We start from the raw sequence: 18,557 nt of genomic DNA, 5'->3' as shown, positions 1-18,557 counted from the left end.
CCCTTACTTGAAGTGCTGTGACAGCGCGTCAAGATCCGCCGTCTGGATGGTGATCTTGCCGTTGCCGATCTTGTAGTTGAACGGAATCGGGTTGCAACCGCCCTTGAATCCGATGGTGGCGAGGTTGATCGCCACATCGCAGCGTTTGCAGATGATCTTGCCGTTCTCCTCGTAGTAGCCGGCGTCGCCGCACGTCTCGCAGGCATCCAGACCGATGCCATACGCGCCACCGTTCTTCTTGATGATGATGAAGCGCATGGTCGTGCCGTCCTTCGCCTTGTATTCGAAGCGGTGCAGATGGCCGTCCTCCACCTGGGAGAAGTTGATCGTGGCGACGCCCTTGCTCAGCGAATACGGTTCCGGCGGCGAGAGCTCCGGCACCTTGTTGTTCTCGTACACGCCGACCGTGAGCGCCACGGTCACGCCGATCATGGCGACGAGGCTCCACACGCTGGCCGCCAGCGCGCGACGTTTGAACGCGATATGCGAGCGGGCGATGGCCTCGTTCGCGCCGGTCCGAGGCATTTTGAATCCGGCGATCAGCGAGGCGACCATCGGAATGACGAACACGAGTGCCTGCGCGAGCGTGAACTGGATCTCGTGATTATGGAAGAAGATGAGCGTACGGAACGCCGGACCGTGCAGCACCAGAATGAGCATGTTCATCATCAGCGAGAACAGATCGGTCAGGTGTCGGATGAGGATCAGCACGACCAGTAGCAGGGCCGCCGCGGTGAATGACATGCGCACCGCAGTGGAACGCATGGTACGGAAGATGGCCGCCGTGACCACAGCCGTGCCCACGCCGAGCAGGAAGCCGAGCGCGCGCAACAGCATTTCGGATGTGAACGGCGACTTGCCGGTCTCCACGAAGTTCGTCAACTGCAGGATCACGTCGGGAGTGATGTAGAACGTGGTGCATGCGATGCCGGCGGCTGCGGCGAAGTTGCCCAGATGCAGTGCCACCGGATGATCATGCCAGTTCTTGGTGAGACGATGCGCGGTGATCACGACCGCGATCATCGCCACGTCGAATACGACCGCGAGGATGAGCGCCGGCAGGTTCACCGTGGAACGCCGGTCGATGATGGCGGTGCCTCGCAGCGTTGCGAATACGAGTGCGCCCAGCAGACCCACGATCAGGCCGATGAGACGCCAGTTTGCGCTTTTCGGTTTGTCGCGCCCCTCACCCACGGTGAGCAGCACGCTCATCACCATGACCAGCAGGCATGGCGAGAGCATACCCGGCAACGCCTGCACGTATTGTCCAAGCATTCATCAGCCTTTCCGTAGTTACCACGTTGTGGTGTTCGTGGTGTTCTGTTGTGTGGTTTTGATTTCCATCCCAAAACGCGTAGAGGGCATTCCGGCGATTCACCTCCCTCGTGGGGAGCGAATCGGCGGAATGCCCTTGGTGTAAGTTCCCGCTCCCATTGGCAGGAGCCGTCCGGAGCAACCGGACCGGTGGTCTTACGACGTCGAAGCATACGCTTCGAAATCCGCCACCGATTGCCCGACCTCCAGATATCGGAATTGGGATGTCCCAGTATCGACCAACGTCAGATGGGAGTCAGTGGGAGATCACCACTGGTGGACGGTGTAGTCCCAATCGAAGGAGGCGGTCAGCGGCTCGGTCCAGAAGCGGCCCTTCACACCGGTCTCGGGATCCACGTGCAGGGTCCAGCCGTTCTCCTGCGGGGAGTGGATGGTGAAGGTGAGCTTGTACTCGCCATCCTTGTCGAGCTTCAGGTTGGCGCCGTAGTGCGGGCCGTCATCGGCGTTCATTTCCATGAACGTACCCTGCTGCACGTTGTTCGGATCGTTCTTGTCCTCGATCTTGTAGTCCACGGTCAGCTTCGGGATGAACTCGCCTTCGGCGTAGCCCAGCTCGTTGTTCTTCAGAGCGTGGATGTCTGCCTCGAGGTGCAGGTTGGCCTCGGCGGCGCTCAGGCCCTGGCCTTCGGGGTACATGTCGACGGGCTGGAAGTACACGGCGGCCACGTTCAGCGGGCCGACCTCCTGATCGTCACCGATCGGAATCTCCTCGAAACCGGCGCCACCGTCGGTGCTCTTGGCCTCGGTGGTCTCGGAGCTGCTGGAGCTCTTGGCGGAGGAGTCGGAAGAGGCGTTGGAGTTGCCGCATGCGGCGAGCGAGAACGCCATGGCACCAGCGGCCACGACGGCCAGCAGAGCCTTGATCTTGTTCTTCATCATTTCTCTTTTCCTTTTCTGTTGTGATTTTGGAAAAAACTTGTATTTGTGTTTGGCTGTCCGCCGGCGATCGGTTGTATCACCGGCACGAGTTGGTCACTTGGTTCCGGTTCCGGTTTCAGCTCCGGCTCCGGCAGATGCCTTGAGCTGGGCCTTGACCTTACGCTGCTTCATGAAGCCGACCACGAACAGGACGATCACGGCGACCGCGGCAAGTGCCTGGGCCACGATGGTCTCCACGTACGGGTAGAAGCCGAGCCAGTCATTGGTAGGCACGCCGTTGAGGTACATGCCGCTCAGGGCGTCACCCTCAATCAGTGCATGCACGCCGCCGCCGGCGAAGACGACCACGAGGATGGACATCAGGATGGATGTGACCAGGAAGAACGGGCCGATCGGAATCTTCACGGAGGTGAAGCGGATGATCAGAAACACAATCACGAGCACGACCGCCGCCGCGATACCGCCGATCCACATACCGCGTGAATCCTGGCTCATCGAATAGATCGACTCGTAGAAGATCACGGTTTCGGCACCCTCACGGAACACGGCGAGGAAGCTCAGCATGGCAAGCGACACGATGGTGCCCATCGTGGTCTTCGTGCTGGTGGCTGCCACCGCATTGGCGGATGCCACGGCGGATTCGGTCTTGTTCTTGATGTACGTGTTCCATGCTTCGACGCTGGACTTGTTGAGCATCCAGTTGCTGGTCCACAGCAGCATGCCCATGGCGATCAGGGCGCATACGCCTTCCATGATCTCCTGGATCGGGCCGCTGCCGCCGAAGAGCAGGCCGAAGAGCACGGCGATGATGCCGGAGCCAGCCAGACCGGCCACCACACCAAGGTAAATCCACTTGACGAAGCGCTTGTTCTCCGACTTGATCAGGTAGGCGATGATGGCGGCCACCACGAGCAGCGCCTCAAGACCCTCACGGATAAGGATCAGGAACGCCTGACCGACCGAGCTGGTGATGAACTTGGTGAAACCGTTGACGTTGTCTGCGGCACCGCCGTCGAGCTTGCCGGCATCCTCCACCAGCATGGACTTGAGGCTGGTGATGTGCTGGGTGGCGTCTTCACCGGCGACCATGGCCTTGCGGGCCTCCTTGAAGGTGGATTCCACCTTGGAGACGAGGTCGCCTCCGATGGCGTTCATTACGTTCTTTTCGAAGCCGAGCTTCTCGTAGTACTGGTAGTAAGCGTTGTTGACGAGGTCGGAGCCCTTGCGGCCGTCGCCGGCCTTGGCCGCGGCGAGGGCCTTGTCGAGGATCGGGGTCATTTCGTTGGCCACATCGGTCCAGGAGCGGTTGCCTTTGCCGGTGTTCTTGTTGACCTTGTTGGCCTCGAGCGTCTTGCGCTGGGCGTTGGTCTTCTCGGCGCGGGCCGTGTAGTATTCCTGCGGCTTGAGCAGGTCTGAGGCGTTGTCAAGCTGGGTGGCGGTGTCGGCCACGTCGGCGGTGAGCGCAGCAATGCCGGAATCGATGTCGCCTTCCTTGCCCTGCTGGTAGGCCAGGGACTTGAGCGAGTTGAACTGCTGCTGCTGGGACTGGAACTTCTCCTGACCGAGCTTGTCGATTGTGGCCTGCGAGAAGTTGGTGGACACGTAGGTGATACTGTACGCCGAGTTGAAGGCGGATGCGGCACCGGAGTGGTCGCCGTTCTTGTAGTCGGAGGAGCCTTCGTTGAGCTGTTCGGCGATCTTGTCGGAGATCTGGGTCCATGTGGTGTAGTCGAACGATGCCTTGGTGGGCACGCCGTCCGAACCGGAGGCGGCCATGGCGGCGTTCGGCGCGGCGAACAGGGTCGCCACCATAAGCACCGCCATGATCATGGCCGCGAAGACGCGGGCGACGCCACGGGCCGAGCCGCCGATTTCGGCATTTCGCTCATAGCGTACAAGTATGGTGCTTAGTGAACGCATAATTCCTCTCAATTCCAGCCACTAGGGAAGCACGTTAGGAAAACCAATGTTTCCAAGGCTTCCATAGCATTTCCATGAACCGTTACGGAAACTTAGAACCACTTTGGGGAAAAAGAAAGTCTTGACATTTTCACAGTGGATGATATTGGCCACCGTTCTGGATGAGTTGCACGTATGTGAGCGCTCATAAACCGTTGTGCGCACTATGTTTTGTTCATTTGGAGGAAAAACTGGCACAACTCAAGGGCTTGTCTCAATAGTTGAAATCACACAACTCGAAGATACCCAAATACGATCGTTGGAATTCCGCGGCACCGTTTTTCATACCTTCGAGTTGTGCGTCACCGCGTCCCGAGCCATTCACAAAACCACACACCCCCAAGAGCTCAATCGCAAGTTTTCAACCAAAAGGGAACACAGACACGGCATAGAGAGGGAGAGCGGAAGTGAAAGCATGACGACTCACCGCACTATGGGGACTACCATCGAACCCATGAATCACTCGATCGCCTTTTCCAAAGCTCTGGGCGGCGGAATAGTCGTCACCACGTCGAGAGGCGTCCCCTCCGAGCTGCGCGAACGCATGGCGGCGCGCATCAAGGAGTTCGAGCGGGCATTGTCGCGGTTCCGAGATGATTCGATCGTTGCGGATATGGCCCGGGCCGTACATGGGGGACGATTCGAATTCCCTGGCTTCGCGCGTCCCCTGTTCGAGTTCCATGACCGGCTGTATGCGGCCTCGCAGGGCGCGATCGACCCGTGCGTGGGCGAGGACCTTGCGCGACTGGGCTATGACGCGAATCTGACGTTTCGCATGGAATCCGAAGCGTTCGCACACCTTGGCAGGGAGCACGGGCGCGCCACATGGAATTCGGTGCGGCGCGACGGCACCACGCTGATCACCACCGGTCCGGTGCGGCTGGATTTCGGGGCCGCGGGCAAAGGACTCATGGTGGATCTGCTCGGCGACATGCTGGAGCAGTACGCCCGTGAAACCGGCAGCCCACTGCGTTATGTGATTGATGCCGGCGGCGACCTGAGAATACGCGTACATGATGCATTGCCCGAAAACGAACATCACGCCGACGATCGGAAGTCCGACTTCGGCGAGCGCCCCGCCCGCATCGCATTGGAAGACCCGGACGACACCACGCGGGCCATCGGTGTTCTCGCACTCACGAACGCCTCGCTATGCGCATCGGCCCCCAGTCGCCGACACTGGCCAGTACGCGGAACCTCCGAGGCTCTGCGCGAAGCCCATCATCTGCTCAACGCGATCGACGGGCTTCCCGCAGACGAGGTACGCGCCTCGTGGGTGATGCTCAATGGCAACAACAACGACGTCAGCGCCCACGAATCGTATCCGACCATGGTCGCGGACGGATTGGCAACCGCCTTGTTCGTCACGTCGGCGGCCGCGCTCGCCGAATCATTCAATTTCCAGTGCGCGCTCGTCACCGCCGACCGCGTGGTCGCCAAATCCCCCGGTTTTCCGGGACGGTTCTTCATGAAGTGAAAAGACCACGATGGCGGAAGGGCCACAAAACGAGATGACCGGCGAATTACCGCCAGCCATCGCCGTTGTATCAGGTTCCTATATCAGGGTTTCGTATCAGGGTCAGTTGTCGTCTCTATCGTCATCCTGATCATCATCCTGATCATCATTCTGATCGTCAGCGTCGTCATTCTGATCGTCCTGATCGTCCTGATCGTCCTGATCATCGTTCTGGTCATCGGCGTCGTCATTCTGATCGTCCTGATCGTCGTTACGATCGTCAGCATCGTCGTCTCCGGTATTGGACTGACTATTGCCGGCATTGCCGGAGTTTCCGGAATTACCCGCATCGGAACCACCGGAACCATTCGAACCGCTGGTCGACGACTGGCTCGGCGAATCCGCCGGAGCGTCATCGTCGGAGGAGCTGCCGCACGCGGACAATCCGAACAGCAGCAGCACGGCGGCGAGCGCCGCCATCACCACGGCAAACCTGCGATCGCGACCGGAGCGGACTCCGGCCCCATTCCATCCAACCTTGTTCCACATTGCGTTCATGGCGCTCCCCTTTCGGCGTCATTGTCAGAGGCATGCGTCGCCGTCATCCACGCGGATCCAACCCAAACCCCTATCGGAAGCGCACACGGCATCGTTCATGCATCAACGGAGCCAATCAGTCCGTCGTATCCATCGTCCCATATCCGCTCGATCACCCGCAACCCCCTCCCCGCCACACACGAACGGGGGTCGGAGGCCAAGCACGCCGGCAATACTCATGGCCGCAATCTATCTCTACATAGCAGCAGGATACAAGCACATGCGATTATTCATTTTCGAATAATTGGTGTATGCTGTTATTCGGAAACAAAATATCAGCAAGGAGACCGCATGACGGAGCAACTGGGAGAAAGAATGAGAGCACTGATGACAAAATACGGCATAACACAAGCAAAGCTCGCAGCGTATGCGGGCACATCTCAGTCGAGCATATCGAAGTACTTGTCCGGAACGCAGGAACCCAACGCTAACGTTCTAGCAAACATCGCGACAGCATTGCATACCACCTCTGCCAATCTCTTGGGTAAGCCCGAACCAACGATCGTCACACCGTTCGGCTTCGTCAAGGAATATTGCGCTCGACATGGAGGCGAGCTCAGCGAAGCCGAGGTATCTGAACTCATAACAACTCTGCTCAAAGCGCGAGAGGAGCGCAATGATCAAACTCGATGATCAGATGTACTGCGAACTAAAACAGAATGTAGTGAAAGCTTACAGACAACTGGGATTCATCCGCATCCCCGTCGATCCGCTGGAACTTCTAGCATCAGATGGCATCCAAGCAATCCCCTACTCTATAGGTCTCAATATTTGGAATCTCAACGATTTAATGACACTGAGCGCCTGTCCCAGTGGCATGTCGATCGCCCTCGAGGGGAGAAAGAACACCACTAAACTAGCGTTTTATAACGATTATGAGTCACAAGGCCGAATCCGCTTCACTGTCGCACATGAGGCAGCCCACTGCTTTCTTGGTCATAAAGAAGATAGCGAACTTGCTGAGCGACAAGCCAATTTGTGGGCACGATATGCAATTGCTCCTCCAGCTCTCATCTATTGCAAAGGACTGAGATCAGCTGCTGAAGTAGCCGATCAATTCGGCCTTTCAAACGAATGTGCCGGCTATGCATTCAACGCTTATATGAAATGGCAGAATCATCGCATCAATGATAAGCAAATTGATGACAGCATCATCGATCTTTATATGCAAGGACTGTTACTTGGAGAACGTGCAAAGGGAAGAACTTCAGAGGAAAGATGCCTTCAATTATAAGCAAATGAATACACGAGAACACTCTGAGAACACTGTAAATCTCCCAGCATCATGAGAATGAGCGCATTTTATATCCCCGATTTAATTATCGTACATCGTGAAAGGCGGTTCCATATTATCGCATTGAAGCAAACTGCATACATGGATGCAACCACAATCCAGTGAACATCGATTTCACCGGCATAGAAAGACGCGCATATGGCATTGCGCCAGATCACAGTGACACTACTTCTCAATACTAGACAGCGTCGGATTCTTATGAACTGGTCTGAATTCCACCTTGTCAGTGACCAGTAACGCTGTAACTGGTGGAGATTAACGAGAAATTCAAGAACTACGACATCAATATAGTCATTAATTTTCAGGAGATGATCAATGAAAAAATCATACCGTCTTCCCGGCGTATTCTGGGATCATCGACCAGAATCTATTTCAGCACTAGAGTCAGTTGCTTATAACCCATTTTATTTGAAGGTCGGCCATCCAGAATGCTTATTCGATTACAACGGTAAGCACCGTTGCATCAGCCTCACCGAACTGCTTTCACTGAGCTCTCAGACAGCAGTCGATTCACTTGCTCGACAATTATTGAATGTTACTGCAATCGCCATCATCTGTGATTACAAACCTGAGTTTTACGGGAGCATAGCTAACAAGTTCTTCCAACATCGAATACGTCAGGCACTCCGCTTGTTGGAAGACTTAGTCCCAGACACTGCAGTGACATTGATGCAACCACCAAATCGAAAGTCGGTCTCATGATCCATACGCTGGTAGATATCTTGAAATTGATTGAACAGTATCAACATTACCTCGAACAGCAAGGGGTTAACTTTGACAGTCAAGGCTTTCCTCACCTGCGACGCGAATGGTATTTAAAAGAATGGCCAGACGTAATCGTGACGTATAAGGAACGCAAATCCACGCTCGTAAAGAATCCGTCGAATACCGTATTGTGCTTCTACTGTGCAGACGGACTCATCTATCCGCGTCTCGAACACGCACTAGATGAGATCGATAATTATCGGCCATTCATGGGCATCATTGGCTCAGACGTCACCGTTACGGAGGACATGGATATTGAGTGGCAACGAACAACCATCCTTCTTAACCAATTATTCAATGCCATTCTCGCAGTCAACGGCATCAGAATTGCACAGAATCTACGTATTGGTTTGCCATCAACTCTTGCGTGTCTTCTCAACATACCGGCAAATGTCATGTGTGCTTCTAGCACGCTTGGTTGTTCCCCGACACAACAAGGAGATATCTCATATTCAGTCAAGCTTCATACGCTTAGACCATCCGCGGTCATGCTCTATGGCAAGGAGGACCTTATCATGGAGCAGCAGCTGGATTCCGCCGAAATTCCTTATCGGCGATATGACGATGTTCACACATTGTACAAGGCAGACTCTTTCTCTTTACGGACAGAACTGGAGTGCAAATTGAACAAATGACAACAAAGACGCTCATCATGAGTCGGAGCTAACCAGTAGTACCCTCACAAGGATTCGCACATCCCTCATACCGCAGTTTACTTATGTGGCATTGTTAGGAAATATTCTACAAATTGTCATTATCCAAAATTCGATTCGGATGCACTATAAGGAGTTTTCATGTCCGACACGAAAACCGCGTATTCGGCAGCATCGAAGCACTATATCAAAGATGTCGTCCCCAAATCACCAACTGAACAGGAACGGTACCGCAAGGCTAAGGAACGCGAAGCCAAGTATAACGATGATTGGGGCAGACTCTCGGTCAATCTCAATGATATTATCCAACAATTCGCCCCAGGATCCACCGGAAAAAAGAAAGGCTATAAATATAAATATGTTGGCAAGGACTACATTGTTTTAGCAGACATGATCGCCGGATACCTACGTATCGTCGACCGACGTACCAGTCAGTTCGTCAAACTTGATGGAACACCCGGCGATGATCCGGAAACACATTTTAAAATCCTCAAGAGGAAGGATATGCGATCATGATGTTCGCTCTGTTTCATAATTTCGACAATGTCAAGTTCTGGCACAGAATCCCCCAAAGAATCGGATGCCCTCCATCACAGGTTGAGATCTTTCGTATGACGGCGGACGCCGATCGCGATCTGATGGACGCCGATCTCGTGGACCCTGTCAACAATCTATGCGATGCATTACTTGGTCCGTATGATGTGGATTTTCTCGACGCCACGCAATGTCGGTTGCTGGCAGGCTGGATTGAGGCCCGTCTCACACAGCCGATCACACCACGATTGGCAGAGATCTACCGCAAACTCGATGACTACGCACGCCGCGCTATCGAATACAATACCGGCGTGGTCATCGAGCTCTAAGCCATCCCAGCGTCCGTAGAAGAAGCAATCTCACCGACTCACGGAGGCGTTGAGGAAGCGCAGTTCGTCGGGGGTGAGCACGAGGCGGGTCGCGGCGAACGAATCCTTGATTTCGTGCGGGTTGCGGGCGCTGGGGATTGTGAACAGCTGATCGTACTGGGCCAGCTCCCACGCCAGTACCACACGCTGATATGAGCAGTCGTGCACAGCGGCGACCGTGCGGAATGCGTCGTATCGACGCTGATCCACCTTGTCGAGGAATCCTCCGAGCGGAGACCAGCAGACGAACGCCAACCCCAACTGCTCGCAGTATTCCAGCGTGTGATCCGGGTCGGGATATGACGGGGAGAACTGGTTCTGCACGGCGATGAACGCGTCTTCCAGAATCGCGTTCGCGGTTTCGATGTCGTCGGCGTTCACTCGGGAGATGCCCACGTAGCGCACCACGCCCTCGTCCACAAGCTGCCGGAACGCCCCCATCTGCTCGTCGTACGGCACCTGCGGATCGTTGCAGTGCGAATACAGCAGGCTCAACGTGTCGACGCCGAGTCGCAGCGCCGATTCCTTGGCCTGAAGGATGATGGTCTCCGGTCGGGCGTCGGCCTGCCATCCGTATTCGCCGAAGGCGTTGCCGCTGACCGCGCCGGTCCGATCGGCGATGACGGCACGATTCTGATCGGCATCGGAATCGGAGCCGGCATTGTTCCCCAGCATTTCCCCATCCGCAACAGTCTCAACGGCGACCGGAGCGGACAGCGTGCGCAGCCATCCGGTCTTGGTGGCGACCAGCACCTCGTCACGCGGCCCATCCCACGTGCGCAATGCGTCATACACGAGTTGTTCGCCGTAGCCGAGATCCTCCGGCTCGCCGGTGCCGGGACGGCTTGGCAGATAGTACGACCATGCGGTGTCGAGGTAGCGCACGCCTTCGTCGAGCGCGGCATGAATCGTATCGATCGCCTCGGCGCGATCGGTCGGCCGCCCCTCGATGGCGAGAGCCATCGTTCCCATACCCAATCGCGGTGTCTCGAATCCTGCCAACTGCGCCATATGAGTCCCCTTTCAACTGCTCGGCGGTTGCTCACGCGTTGTGCGTTCCCCCGATGCCCCGCGGCACCTTGCGGCACGCACCGTGCCACTTCTCCATCACGATCGTCTCTCAAGGCAACACCTTAGCCGTTCGAAGCCGTTCAGGGTATCCCCAATGTTTCCAGCATGTCGCCGGGGATCCGAAACGGCATTGCCGGCCGACGTCGTTCATTCGACATCGACCGGCAAATCCGTGGCGCACCGTGCGCACGCCGGCACGGACTACGCGTCGGCACCATGCACACCGACGTGCGCGTTTACGCGGCGAGGGTGGCGAACTGGCTGTTGTACAGGTCGGCGTAGAATCCGCCGGCGGCGAGTAGCTCGTCGTGCGTACCACGTTCGATGATGTCGCCGTCCTTCATCACGAGGATCATGTCGGCGTTCTTGATCGTGGACAGCCGGTGCGCGATCACGAAGCTCGTGCGTCCCACGGTCAGCTGGTCCATGGCCTTCTGGATCAGCTCCTCGGTTCGCGTGTCCACGGAGCTGGTCGCCTCGTCGAGGATCAGGATGGGCGCATCCTGAATCATGGCTCGTGCGATGGTGAGCAGCTGCTTCTGTCCCGCGGACAGGCTGGTGTTGTCGTTGAGCACGGTGTCGTAGCCGTCGGGCAGCGAGTTGATGAACCGGTCGAGGCCCACGGCGCGGCACGCCTCGCGCACCTGTTCGTCGGTCACGCCCTGCTTGGAGTACACGATGTTCTCGCGGATCGTGCCCTCGAACGTCCACGTGTCCTGCAGGACCATGGCGAACTGGTCGTGCACTTCACTGCGCGGCACGGACGAGGTGGACACGCCGTCGATGCGGATGTCGCCGCCGTTGAGATCGTAGAAGCGCATGAGCAGGTTGACCATGGTGGTCTTGCCGGCGCCGGTCGGGCCCACGATCGCCACCTTCTGGCCTGCCTTCACGCTGGCGCTGAAGTCGTGGATCACGAGTTCGCCGGGCTTGTAGCCGAAGCTTACGTGGTCGAATTCCACGTCGCCGCGCAGGCCGTTGGCGTCACCGGCCTCGTCGGTGATGTGACGACCGGCGAGCGCGGTCTCGTCGCTCATTTCAGGCTCCTCAAGGAAGCCGAACACGCGCTCGGATGCGGCGGCGCAGCGCTGCAGGTTCTGGAACGCCTGCGCGAACTGGGAGAGCGGCTGCGTGTAGAGGCGGATGTACATCATGAACGCCACGATCACGCCGAACTCGATGTCGCCGTTCATGGCGAGCGCGGCACCCACCACGCACACGGCCACGTAGCCGATGTTGCCGATGAACTGCATGAGCGGCATCATGAGTCCGGACAGGAACTGCGATTTCCAGCCGGACACGTACAGACGGTCGTTGTACTTCTCGAACTGCGCGATCGACGCATCCTCACCGGAGTATGCCTTGACGATCGTGTGACCCGCGTACATCTCCTCCACGTGGCCGTTGACCTCGCCGAGCGCGAGCTGCTGCAGCGTGAAGTACTTCTGCGACGCCTTCATGATGATCAGCATGAGCAGCAGGCCGACCACGCTCACGCCGATCGCGGTGAGCGTCATGATCACGTTGTTGTAGAACATCATGACGAGCGAGCCGACGAACAGGGTGACGGATGTGATGAGCGCGCCCAGCGACTGGCCGAGCGTCTGTCCGATGGCGTCCACATCGTTGGTGATGCGGCTGAGCACGTCGCCGTAGCTGACCTTGTCGAAGTACTTGAGCGGCAGTTTGTTGATCTTCTTCGAGATGGCGTCGCGCAGACGCTGGGCGGTGCGCTGCGTGACGGTGGCCATGAGCCAGCTCTGCACGTAGGTGAGCAGTGCGTAGCCCACGTAGAGCGCCACGAGCGTGACGCAGATGCGCGTGACGGCGTCCATGTCGATCGCGTTCACGATCGGACGTCCGTTCACCATGGCGGGAAGACCCTTGGTGATCTCGTTGGTGACTTCCTTGAGTTTGTCCGGTCCGATGATCTGGCAGACCGTTCCGATCGCGCCGAGGATCAGCGCGATACCCATGACGGGCAGGTACCTCTTGCAGAAGCGGACGAGCTTGCCCATGATCTTGCGGAAGTCCTGCGGTTTTTCCTGTGGCCGGCGCGGCCCCATTGGTCCTGGCATTGGTTTCTCCTTATACGACTTGTACGTTGTGCGACTTGACTGTGATGTGGCGGTCCGGTTCAGGCGGCGAGCTCGGACTGGCTGAGCTGGCTTTCAGCGATTTCGCGGTAGACATCGCAGGTGTCGAGCAGTTCTCTGTGCGTGCCGTGGCCGACCACGCGGCCACCGTCGAGCACGATGATCTGGTCGGCGTGCATGATCGTGCCGATGCGCTGAGCGACGATCAGCTTGGTCGAGTCGGCGCATTCGCGGGCGAGCGCCTCGCGCACTTCGCGGTCGGTACGGAAATCAAGCGCGGAGAACGAGTCGTCGAACACGAGGATCTCGGGGTGACGCCATACCGCGCGCGCGATGGACAGTCGCTGCTTCTGGCCGCCGGACACGTTGGAACCGCCCTGGGCGATGTCGGAATCGATGCCGCGCGGCATCTTGTCGACGAATTCGCTGGCCTGCGCCACATCGATGGCGGCGTGCACGGAGTCGGCGACGGCGTCGGCATCGGTATCGGTATCGGCCTTATCGGAAGCGGACGCGGCAATGGACGCGTTTCGTGCATCCTTGTCGCCGTATGCCACGTTGCTCGCCACGGTTCCCTTGAACATCACGGATCGTTGCGGCACATAGCCGATGCGGTCGTGCAGCGCCTTGAGCGTGTAGTCACGCACGTCCACGCCGTCGACGAGCACCTGTCCTTCAGTGGCGTCGTAGAAGCGCGGCACCAGATTCACGAGCGTGGACTTGCCGGAGCCGGTGGAACCGATGAACGCCACGGTCTGTCCGGGTTCGGCCTTGAAGCTCACGTGCTCAAGCATCGGCTCACGCGAGTCGGGGTAGGTGAAGCTCACGTCGCGGAACTCGACCTCTCCGCGCAGCTCGCGGCCATCGGCGGTGCGCTCGCCGTCGACGCGCTCGCCGTCGGTGACGGTCGGCTTGGTGTCCAGCACCTCAAGCACGCGCTTGGCGGACACGTCGGCGCGCGGCCAGAGCACGAACACCATGCTCATCATGAGGAAGCTCATGATCACCTGCACGGAGTAGCTGGAGAACACCACCATATTCGAGAACAGGGTGAGCTTGTCCATCATGCCGGCAGCGTCGATCAGATAGGCGCCGATCCAGTAGACGGCAAGCATCAGACCGTTCATCACGGTGTTCATAAGCGGCATCATCACGCTCATCGCACGGTTGGCGAACAGCTGCGTTTCGGTCAGATCAGTGTTGGCCTTGTCGAACTTGGCCTCCTGATAGGCCTCGGCGTTGTATGCGCGGACCACGCGCAGGCCGGTAAGGTTTTCACGTGAAACGCGGTTGATGTTGTCGGTAAGGGCCTGCATGGCCTTGAATTTGGGCATGACCAGCGCCATCAGGATCACGATGGCCACCATGAGGACCGCTACGGCCACGCCGGTGGCCAGCGTCCATTCGAAGCCCTTGCCGGCGATCTTGAGCACCGCCCACACGGCCATGATCGGCGACTGTACGAGCAGCATCAGGCCCATGGTCATGAACATCTGGATCTGCGTGATGTCGTTGGTCGAGCGGGTGATCAGACTGGCGGACGAGAACCGACTCATCTCCGCCGGACCGAACGATTCCACACGGTGGAATTCCAACGAACGCAGACGCTGGCTGAACGATGCGCCTACGCGCGCGGCGATCAGGCTGATGAACACCATGCACACGACCGCGCCGAGCGATACGGCGAGCATCTTGCCGCCGGCGATCCAGATGTCGCGCATCTCGCTGCCAGGCGTTTCCACGAGTCGGGTGATATCGGCCATGTAATCGGGCAGTTCCAGGTTGAACCAGATCTGCGCGATGACCAGCAGCAGGCCGACGAACAGCTGCCCCCATTCGGCCTTGGATAGGTATTTACTGATTTTCAGCACGGTTACGCTCCCCTCATGTCATATCCCACTCACATCCCCCGGCCCCTCATCCTTAGTGTGATCACACCAAGGTGGCAGGCCCCAAGCAAGCAGTCCCAGAATCCTTGCAATATCAAGGATTTAAGGCCCATTCACCAGAACATTACATTTTTAGTGTGATCACACTAAGAATGTGGATAGGTTGTTTTGATTATTTTGAGTGGTCATTATTTATAGTGTTCAGTATTCTGCAATAGAAAACCCGGCTTGAACACCGGGCGTATGGTCGGCTCGCACGACACGCGACTCAGATCTTGCATGGCGGACCCGCAGGTGGGCCGGGAAATCCTTCATCGTGCATGCAGTCGACAAATTCCTTGCAACGATCAAGAAACTGTCGGGTATGCTCCTCCCCCATTCGTTCGAAGACGCGGACAAACCGATCATGGATCTCACGAAACATCGCCTCGTCCGTTTCACGGCCGAGCTCGGTGACACTCACCAGCACGTTGCGTCGATTGGATGGGTCGGTTTCGCGTACGACCAGCCCCTTCTTCTCCAACCGATCCAGAATCGCTGATACGCGACCCGGACTGACACCCAGATCGTCGGATATGCGCCCCGGCGTCAACGGCACGCTCGACGCGGCCAGTATATGCAACGCCGGGCGTTCGCCGCGCGATCCGCGGTTCATCCTGTCAAAGGACTTGCCGCGATCGTTCATCGTGAGTGAAAACATCTCCGATACCGCGTCCTCAGCAAATCCCATGATCGTTCCTTTCTCGATTTCCGAATACTTTTTATCATCAATATTTTATAGTGTCAACCATTCGGCGTTCCGTGCGTTTTCCCTTGAAATTTCAATGGTTTTGACACATCAAGCCGCACCCGGCAAATACGACTACATTCCACATTCGTCACACTATCTTCCACACGCACGCCACGCGCCTTCCACGTAGTGGGTTCAAACCCGCGAGTGACGTGCCATGCGACTACCCTCGGTACACGTTGCTCGAACGACGCCCAAACCGAGTCATCGGCAAAGGTGCCCGTATCGAATGTTTCACGTGGAACGTCCACTCGGCGACCACGCGCGGCATTCGCACAGCCATCAGAGAGGAAGGGAACGCCATGGCCGAACAATCGACCAAACCGCGCGAGACCGACGACGTGCCGGTCCCTGCATCGCTTCGCAAATCACTGAAAAACCGTCACATCCAGCTCATCGCACTCGGCGGTGCCATCGGCACGGGCCTGTTCTACGGCTCATCCGAATCCATCGCGCTCGCCGGACCGTCAATCCTGCTGGCCTACCTGATCGGCGGCCTCGCGATCTTCATGATCGTGCGTGCGCTGTCCGAAATGTCGGTGGAGGACCCGAAGGCCGGCGCCTTCAGCTACTACGCCACCCAGTACTGGTCCAAGCGCGCCGGATTCGTATCCGGATGGAACTACTGGTTCAACTACATCCTCGTGTCGATGGTGGAGCTGTCGGTCGTCGGATCATTCGTGAACTACTGGTTCCCCGACATCCCGACGTGGGTGTCCGCCGCCGCGTTCCTCATCATCATCGCCGCCGCCAATCTGCTCGGCGTCAGCCAGTTCGGTGAGTTCGAGTTCTGGTTCGCCATCATCAAGATCGTGGCCGTGGTGGCCATGATCCTCGGTGGACTTGCCGTGATCGTCTTCGGCCTGCCCACCGACTCCGGTATCAAGGCCAGCTTCGCCAACTGGTTCAACATCGACGGCGGATTCTTCCCGAACGGCCTGATGTCCCACACCGCCGACGGCACATGGACCGGCCTGCTCATGGCACTCGTCGTGGTGATGTTCAGCTTCGGCGGCACCGAGCTCATCGGCATCACCGCCGGCGAGACCGAGGACCCGCGTCGCACGATCCCGCGCGCGACCAACGACATCATCTGGCGAATCCTCGTGTTCTACATCGGCGCGCTCGGCGTGATCATGGCTGTGGTGCCGTGGAACACGATCGACGGCAAGTCCAGCCCGTTCGTGCAGATCTTCGACTCCGTGGGTGTGCACGTGGCCGCCGGCATCCTCAACTTCGTGTGCCTCACCGCCGTGATGAGCGTCTACAACTCCGGCCTGTACGCCAACTCGCGCATGCTGTACTCGCTCGCCAAGCAGGGCAACGCGCCCGCCTACCTCGGTAAGCTCAACAAGAACGGCGTGCCCGTGGCCGGCGTGATCACCTCCGCCGTGATCACCGCCATCGCCGTGGTGGTCGTGTTCCTGTGGCCTGAGTTCGCGTTCAACTACCTGATGTCGATCGCCACGATCGCCGGTGTGATCAACTGGACGATGATCATGATCACCGAAATGAAGTTCCGCCGCGTGGCCGAGGCTGGCAATTCACCGGAGGATTCCGCGCTGCACGGGCTCTCCGGCAAGGACGCGCTGGCGGCGATCCACTTCAAGCTGCCGTTCGCGAAGGTCACCCCGTGGATCGTGCTCGCGTTCCTCGCGCTCGTCGTGGTGCTCATGTGCTTCTCGCCGAGCTACCGCGTGGCCGTGATCGCCGGCGTGATCTGGCTGGTGATCCTGTTCGTCGGCTACCAGCTCACCCAGGTGCGCAAGTAGTCGTCGCGCAACAGGCAGACAAATACGGGCTAAACAAGACGAAATCCCGAATTCGTAGTGGGTTACGGACGCTATACGACTCCAAAACGTCCGTACACCACTACGAATCGCCGGAACCGTCTTGTTTAGCCCGTATTTTCGTATACGCCTACGCCGCAGCCCAGAAACGGACGAGCGCGCGGGCATGTCATACGACTCGGCATACGGCTCCTGATCGTTCAATCATCGTACGAAATGCGTCAAGCGAACGGCGAGAAAACGCTCGATATGCGGGATTGCCACATCGTGGCCGATCATCATAGATGACGATCTCTGCCACATTCATCTTTTCAACTGCGTCAAGGAACTCGTCCAAACCGCTCGCAGTCTGACCAGCGACATCCAGCCATGTAGCATTGACATGGCGGATGATGGTTCCCCGTTCGGCATCCCACAAATTGTAGGGTTCTCCGAACGAAGACTCATCAATGGCAAAACTGGACGCATTGATCTTTCCCGATGCGCGGTCGTACTCAGGAGCAACCTCCGCATTACGATGAAAAACGTCATCCTTCATGTGCTGTGCCGTTTCTGAATCTTGATCGTGACTCACATTGCCGCGTCGGATGCCTGTTTCATCCGTCAGATGTTGGTACCAGGCCTCCTTCGGCGCAGATCTCTTGTGCATGTGCATTAGAACACCAGTTCTACGAACGTGTGGTGCTCCTGAGCGACCCGAAGTGCATCGATCAAGGTATGCAGACCACTGCGTTCCACGTCATTGGTACACTTCTTCAATGCAGTTTCTGCCATAGTCAGAGCGGTATCAATATATTGCGCGGGAAGTTCCTCATCCTCGTATTCGTCAATGATGATCCGGAATGCAAAATTGTAGGCGTCCCACAGGGGGCTGAGCGCATTGTATTCGGCCTGCCGCAGTTCAAACGTCGCACAGTGCTCGGTATCAAAATCCGCGTACTGCATATCCTGTTCCCCCTGAGCATCCAGCGGAACGAACAGGTTGTACCCTTCATCGATTTCGCTCATGGAAATACCTCATCCCCTCATTCCTGGACGTTTCTTAATGCGGAAATGCGTCAGTCTCATGGCGGATTCTTTG

General features: G+C 57.5%; 17 protein-coding genes and 2 pseudogenes. 8 read left to right on the top strand and 11 right to left on the bottom strand.

Translation table 11 applies throughout. From position 1 onward, the window contains the following. Positions 1–3: 3 nt before the first annotated feature. The 3 genes from EP30_RS09115 to EP30_RS09105 form a co-directional block, all read right to left on the bottom strand. On the bottom strand, positions 4–1,275 hold the full coding sequence (locus tag EP30_RS09115; RefSeq protein ID WP_140558065.1) for a Fe-S-containing protein: 1,272 nt from the start codon (positions 1,273–1,275) through the stop codon (positions 4–6). A 306-nt stretch (positions 1,276–1,581) separates the two neighbouring features. Continuing rightward, positions 1,582–2,214 (bottom strand): iron transporter, encoded by a 633-nt coding sequence (locus tag EP30_RS09110; protein ID WP_094664028.1) that lies wholly within the window; start codon positions 2,212–2,214, stop codon positions 1,582–1,584. A gap of 93 nt (positions 2,215–2,307) precedes the next feature. Further along, the gene (locus EP30_RS09105) at positions 2,308–4,044 is read right to left on the bottom strand and encodes an FTR1 family protein (protein WP_140558104.1); all 1,737 of its coding nucleotides are present in this window, start codon (positions 4,042–4,044) and stop codon (positions 2,308–2,310) included. A 583-nt stretch (positions 4,045–4,627) separates the two neighbouring features. On the opposite strand from EP30_RS09105, the gene EP30_RS09100 reads away from it, so the two are divergent. Continuing rightward, positions 4,628–5,650, top strand: a complete 1,023-nt coding sequence (locus EP30_RS09100) for an FAD:protein FMN transferase (RefSeq protein WP_258185446.1) — start codon at positions 4,628–4,630, stop codon at positions 5,648–5,650. Between the two features lie 102 nt (positions 5,651–5,752). Here the strand turns inward: EP30_RS09100 and EP30_RS09095 are convergent, their stop codons facing one another. Continuing rightward, positions 5,753–6,187 carry a hypothetical protein gene (locus tag EP30_RS09095; protein ID WP_140558060.1) on the bottom strand — a complete coding sequence of 145 codons (435 nt, stop codon included), beginning with the start codon at positions 6,185–6,187 and terminating at the stop codon, positions 5,753–5,755. 330 nt (positions 6,188–6,517) lie between these two features. On the opposite strand from EP30_RS09095, the gene EP30_RS09090 reads away from it, so the two are divergent. The 6 genes from EP30_RS09090 to EP30_RS09065 all read left to right on the top strand — a co-directional run bounded on the left by EP30_RS09090 (position 6,518) and on the right by EP30_RS09065 (position 9,801). Continuing rightward, positions 6,518–6,859 (top strand): helix-turn-helix domain-containing protein, encoded by a 342-nt coding sequence (locus EP30_RS09090; protein WP_140558058.1) that lies wholly within the window; start codon positions 6,518–6,520, stop codon positions 6,857–6,859. Beyond that, positions 6,843–7,460: an ImmA/IrrE family metallo-endopeptidase gene (locus EP30_RS09085; protein ID WP_258185445.1), complete on the top strand. Its 618-nt coding sequence runs from the start codon at positions 6,843–6,845 to the stop codon at positions 7,458–7,460. The genes EP30_RS09090 and EP30_RS09085 overlap by 17 nt, the downstream gene beginning before the upstream one ends. Positions 7,461–7,835: 375 nt before the next feature. Continuing rightward, on the top strand, positions 7,836–8,222 hold the full coding sequence (locus tag EP30_RS09080; RefSeq protein ID WP_140558055.1) for a hypothetical protein: 387 nt from the start codon (positions 7,836–7,838) through the stop codon (positions 8,220–8,222). Further along, the gene (locus tag EP30_RS09075; protein WP_140558053.1) at positions 8,219–8,920 is read left to right on the top strand and encodes a DUF4417 domain-containing protein; all 702 of its coding nucleotides are present in this window, start codon (positions 8,219–8,221) and stop codon (positions 8,918–8,920) included. Before EP30_RS09080 ends, EP30_RS09075 begins: the two co-directional genes overlap by 4 nt. A gap of 159 nt (positions 8,921–9,079) precedes the next feature. Continuing rightward, positions 9,080–9,454: a hypothetical protein gene (locus tag EP30_RS09070; RefSeq protein WP_094664040.1), complete on the top strand. Its 375-nt coding sequence runs from the start codon at positions 9,080–9,082 to the stop codon at positions 9,452–9,454. Further along, positions 9,451–9,801 (top strand): hypothetical protein, encoded by a 351-nt coding sequence (locus EP30_RS09065; protein WP_094664042.1) that lies wholly within the window; start codon positions 9,451–9,453, stop codon positions 9,799–9,801. Before EP30_RS09070 ends, EP30_RS09065 begins: the two co-directional genes overlap by 4 nt. Before the next feature lie 30 nt (positions 9,802–9,831). On the opposite strand, the gene EP30_RS09060 is transcribed toward EP30_RS09065, so the two are convergent. The 5 genes and pseudogenes from EP30_RS09060 to EP30_RS09045 all read right to left on the bottom strand — a co-directional run bounded on the left by EP30_RS09060 (position 9,832) and on the right by EP30_RS09045 (position 15,581). After that, positions 9,832–10,851: an aldo/keto reductase gene (locus EP30_RS09060; RefSeq protein WP_140558051.1), complete on the bottom strand. Its 1,020-nt coding sequence runs from the start codon at positions 10,849–10,851 to the stop codon at positions 9,832–9,834. A gap of 296 nt (positions 10,852–11,147) precedes the next feature. Beyond that, positions 11,148–12,977 (bottom strand): ABC transporter ATP-binding protein, encoded by a 1,830-nt coding sequence (locus EP30_RS09055; protein ID WP_375137753.1) that lies wholly within the window; start codon positions 12,975–12,977, stop codon positions 11,148–11,150. Between the two features lie 71 nt (positions 12,978–13,048). Continuing rightward, a pseudogene (locus tag EP30_RS11360) lies at positions 13,049–13,882 on the bottom strand (ABC transporter ATP-binding protein); the annotation flags it as partial. A 132-nt stretch (positions 13,883–14,014) separates the two neighbouring features. Beyond that, a pseudogene (locus EP30_RS11355) lies at positions 14,015–14,878 on the bottom strand (ABC transporter permease); the annotation flags it as partial. 286 nt (positions 14,879–15,164) lie between these two features. Continuing rightward, positions 15,165–15,581, bottom strand: a complete 417-nt coding sequence (locus EP30_RS09045) for a MarR family winged helix-turn-helix transcriptional regulator (RefSeq protein ID WP_181160857.1) — start codon at positions 15,579–15,581, stop codon at positions 15,165–15,167. 407 nt (positions 15,582–15,988) lie between these two features. Between EP30_RS09045 and EP30_RS09040 the strand changes: the two genes are divergently transcribed. Continuing rightward, a complete protein-coding gene (locus tag EP30_RS09040; RefSeq protein WP_140558040.1) occupies positions 15,989–17,458 on the top strand; it encodes an amino acid permease in 1,470 nt (489 codons plus the stop codon). Between the two features lie 187 nt (positions 17,459–17,645). Here EP30_RS09040 and EP30_RS09035 read toward each other — a convergent pair whose 3' ends face one another. Both EP30_RS09035 and EP30_RS09030 read right to left on the bottom strand, forming a co-directional pair. Beyond that, positions 17,646–18,131 (bottom strand): hypothetical protein, encoded by a 486-nt coding sequence (locus tag EP30_RS09035; RefSeq protein WP_140558038.1) that lies wholly within the window; start codon positions 18,129–18,131, stop codon positions 17,646–17,648. Further along, positions 18,131–18,484 carry a hypothetical protein gene (locus EP30_RS09030; protein ID WP_094664054.1) on the bottom strand — a complete coding sequence of 118 codons (354 nt, stop codon included), beginning with the start codon at positions 18,482–18,484 and terminating at the stop codon, positions 18,131–18,133. The genes EP30_RS09035 and EP30_RS09030 overlap by 1 nt, the downstream gene beginning before the upstream one ends. Positions 18,485–18,557: the final 73 nt, after the last annotated feature.

This window comes from Bifidobacterium sp. UTCIF-39, assembly GCF_006408715.1.
Classification (GTDB): Bacteria; Actinomycetota; Actinomycetes; order Actinomycetales; family Bifidobacteriaceae; genus Galliscardovia; species Galliscardovia tissieri.
Note: the sequence above shows the minus strand (reverse complement) of the source record. Positions and strands in the feature narration are given on the sequence as shown.

What these genes read in the sequence shown, in the direction of transcription:
- EP30_RS09115 (WP_140558065.1), bottom strand. Translation starts at nt 1,275, where the DNA reads ATGCTTGGACAATACGTGCAGGCGTTGCCGGGTATGCTCTCGCCATGC.
- EP30_RS09100 (WP_258185446.1), top strand. Translation starts at nt 4,628, where the DNA reads ATGAATCACTCGATCGCCTTTTCCAAAGCTCTGGGCGGCGGAATAGTC.
- EP30_RS09105 (WP_140558104.1), bottom strand. Translation starts at nt 4,044, where the DNA reads ATGATCATGGCGGTGCTTATGGTGGCGACCCTGTTCGCCGCGCCGAAC.
- EP30_RS09035 (WP_140558038.1), bottom strand. Translation starts at nt 18,131, where the DNA reads ATGCACATGCACAAGAGATCTGCGCCGAAGGAGGCCTGGTACCAACAT.
- EP30_RS09075 (WP_140558053.1), top strand. Translation starts at nt 8,219, where the DNA reads ATGATCCATACGCTGGTAGATATCTTGAAATTGATTGAACAGTATCAA.
- EP30_RS09070 (WP_094664040.1), top strand. Translation starts at nt 9,080, where the DNA reads ATGTCCGACACGAAAACCGCGTATTCGGCAGCATCGAAGCACTATATC.
- EP30_RS09065 (WP_094664042.1), top strand. Translation starts at nt 9,451, where the DNA reads ATGATGTTCGCTCTGTTTCATAATTTCGACAATGTCAAGTTCTGGCAC.
- EP30_RS09055 (WP_375137753.1), bottom strand. Translation starts at nt 12,977, where the DNA reads ATGGGGCCGCGCCGGCCACAGGAAAAACCGCAGGACTTCCGCAAGATC.
- EP30_RS09085 (WP_258185445.1), top strand. Translation starts at nt 6,843, where the DNA reads ATGATCAAACTCGATGATCAGATGTACTGCGAACTAAAACAGAATGTA.
- EP30_RS09030 (WP_094664054.1), bottom strand. Translation starts at nt 18,484, where the DNA reads ATGAGCGAAATCGATGAAGGGTACAACCTGTTCGTTCCGCTGGATGCT.
- EP30_RS09110 (WP_094664028.1), bottom strand. Translation starts at nt 2,214, where the DNA reads ATGATGAAGAACAAGATCAAGGCTCTGCTGGCCGTCGTGGCCGCTGGT.
- EP30_RS09060 (WP_140558051.1), bottom strand. Translation starts at nt 10,851, where the DNA reads ATGGCGCAGTTGGCAGGATTCGAGACACCGCGATTGGGTATGGGAACG.
- EP30_RS09095 (WP_140558060.1), bottom strand. Translation starts at nt 6,187, where the DNA reads ATGAACGCAATGTGGAACAAGGTTGGATGGAATGGGGCCGGAGTCCGC.
- EP30_RS09040 (WP_140558040.1), top strand. Translation starts at nt 15,989, where the DNA reads ATGGCCGAACAATCGACCAAACCGCGCGAGACCGACGACGTGCCGGTC.
- EP30_RS09090 (WP_140558058.1), top strand. Translation starts at nt 6,518, where the DNA reads ATGACGGAGCAACTGGGAGAAAGAATGAGAGCACTGATGACAAAATAC.
- EP30_RS09080 (WP_140558055.1), top strand. Translation starts at nt 7,836, where the DNA reads ATGAAAAAATCATACCGTCTTCCCGGCGTATTCTGGGATCATCGACCA.
- EP30_RS09045 (WP_181160857.1), bottom strand. Translation starts at nt 15,581, where the DNA reads ATGAACGATCGCGGCAAGTCCTTTGACAGGATGAACCGCGGATCGCGC.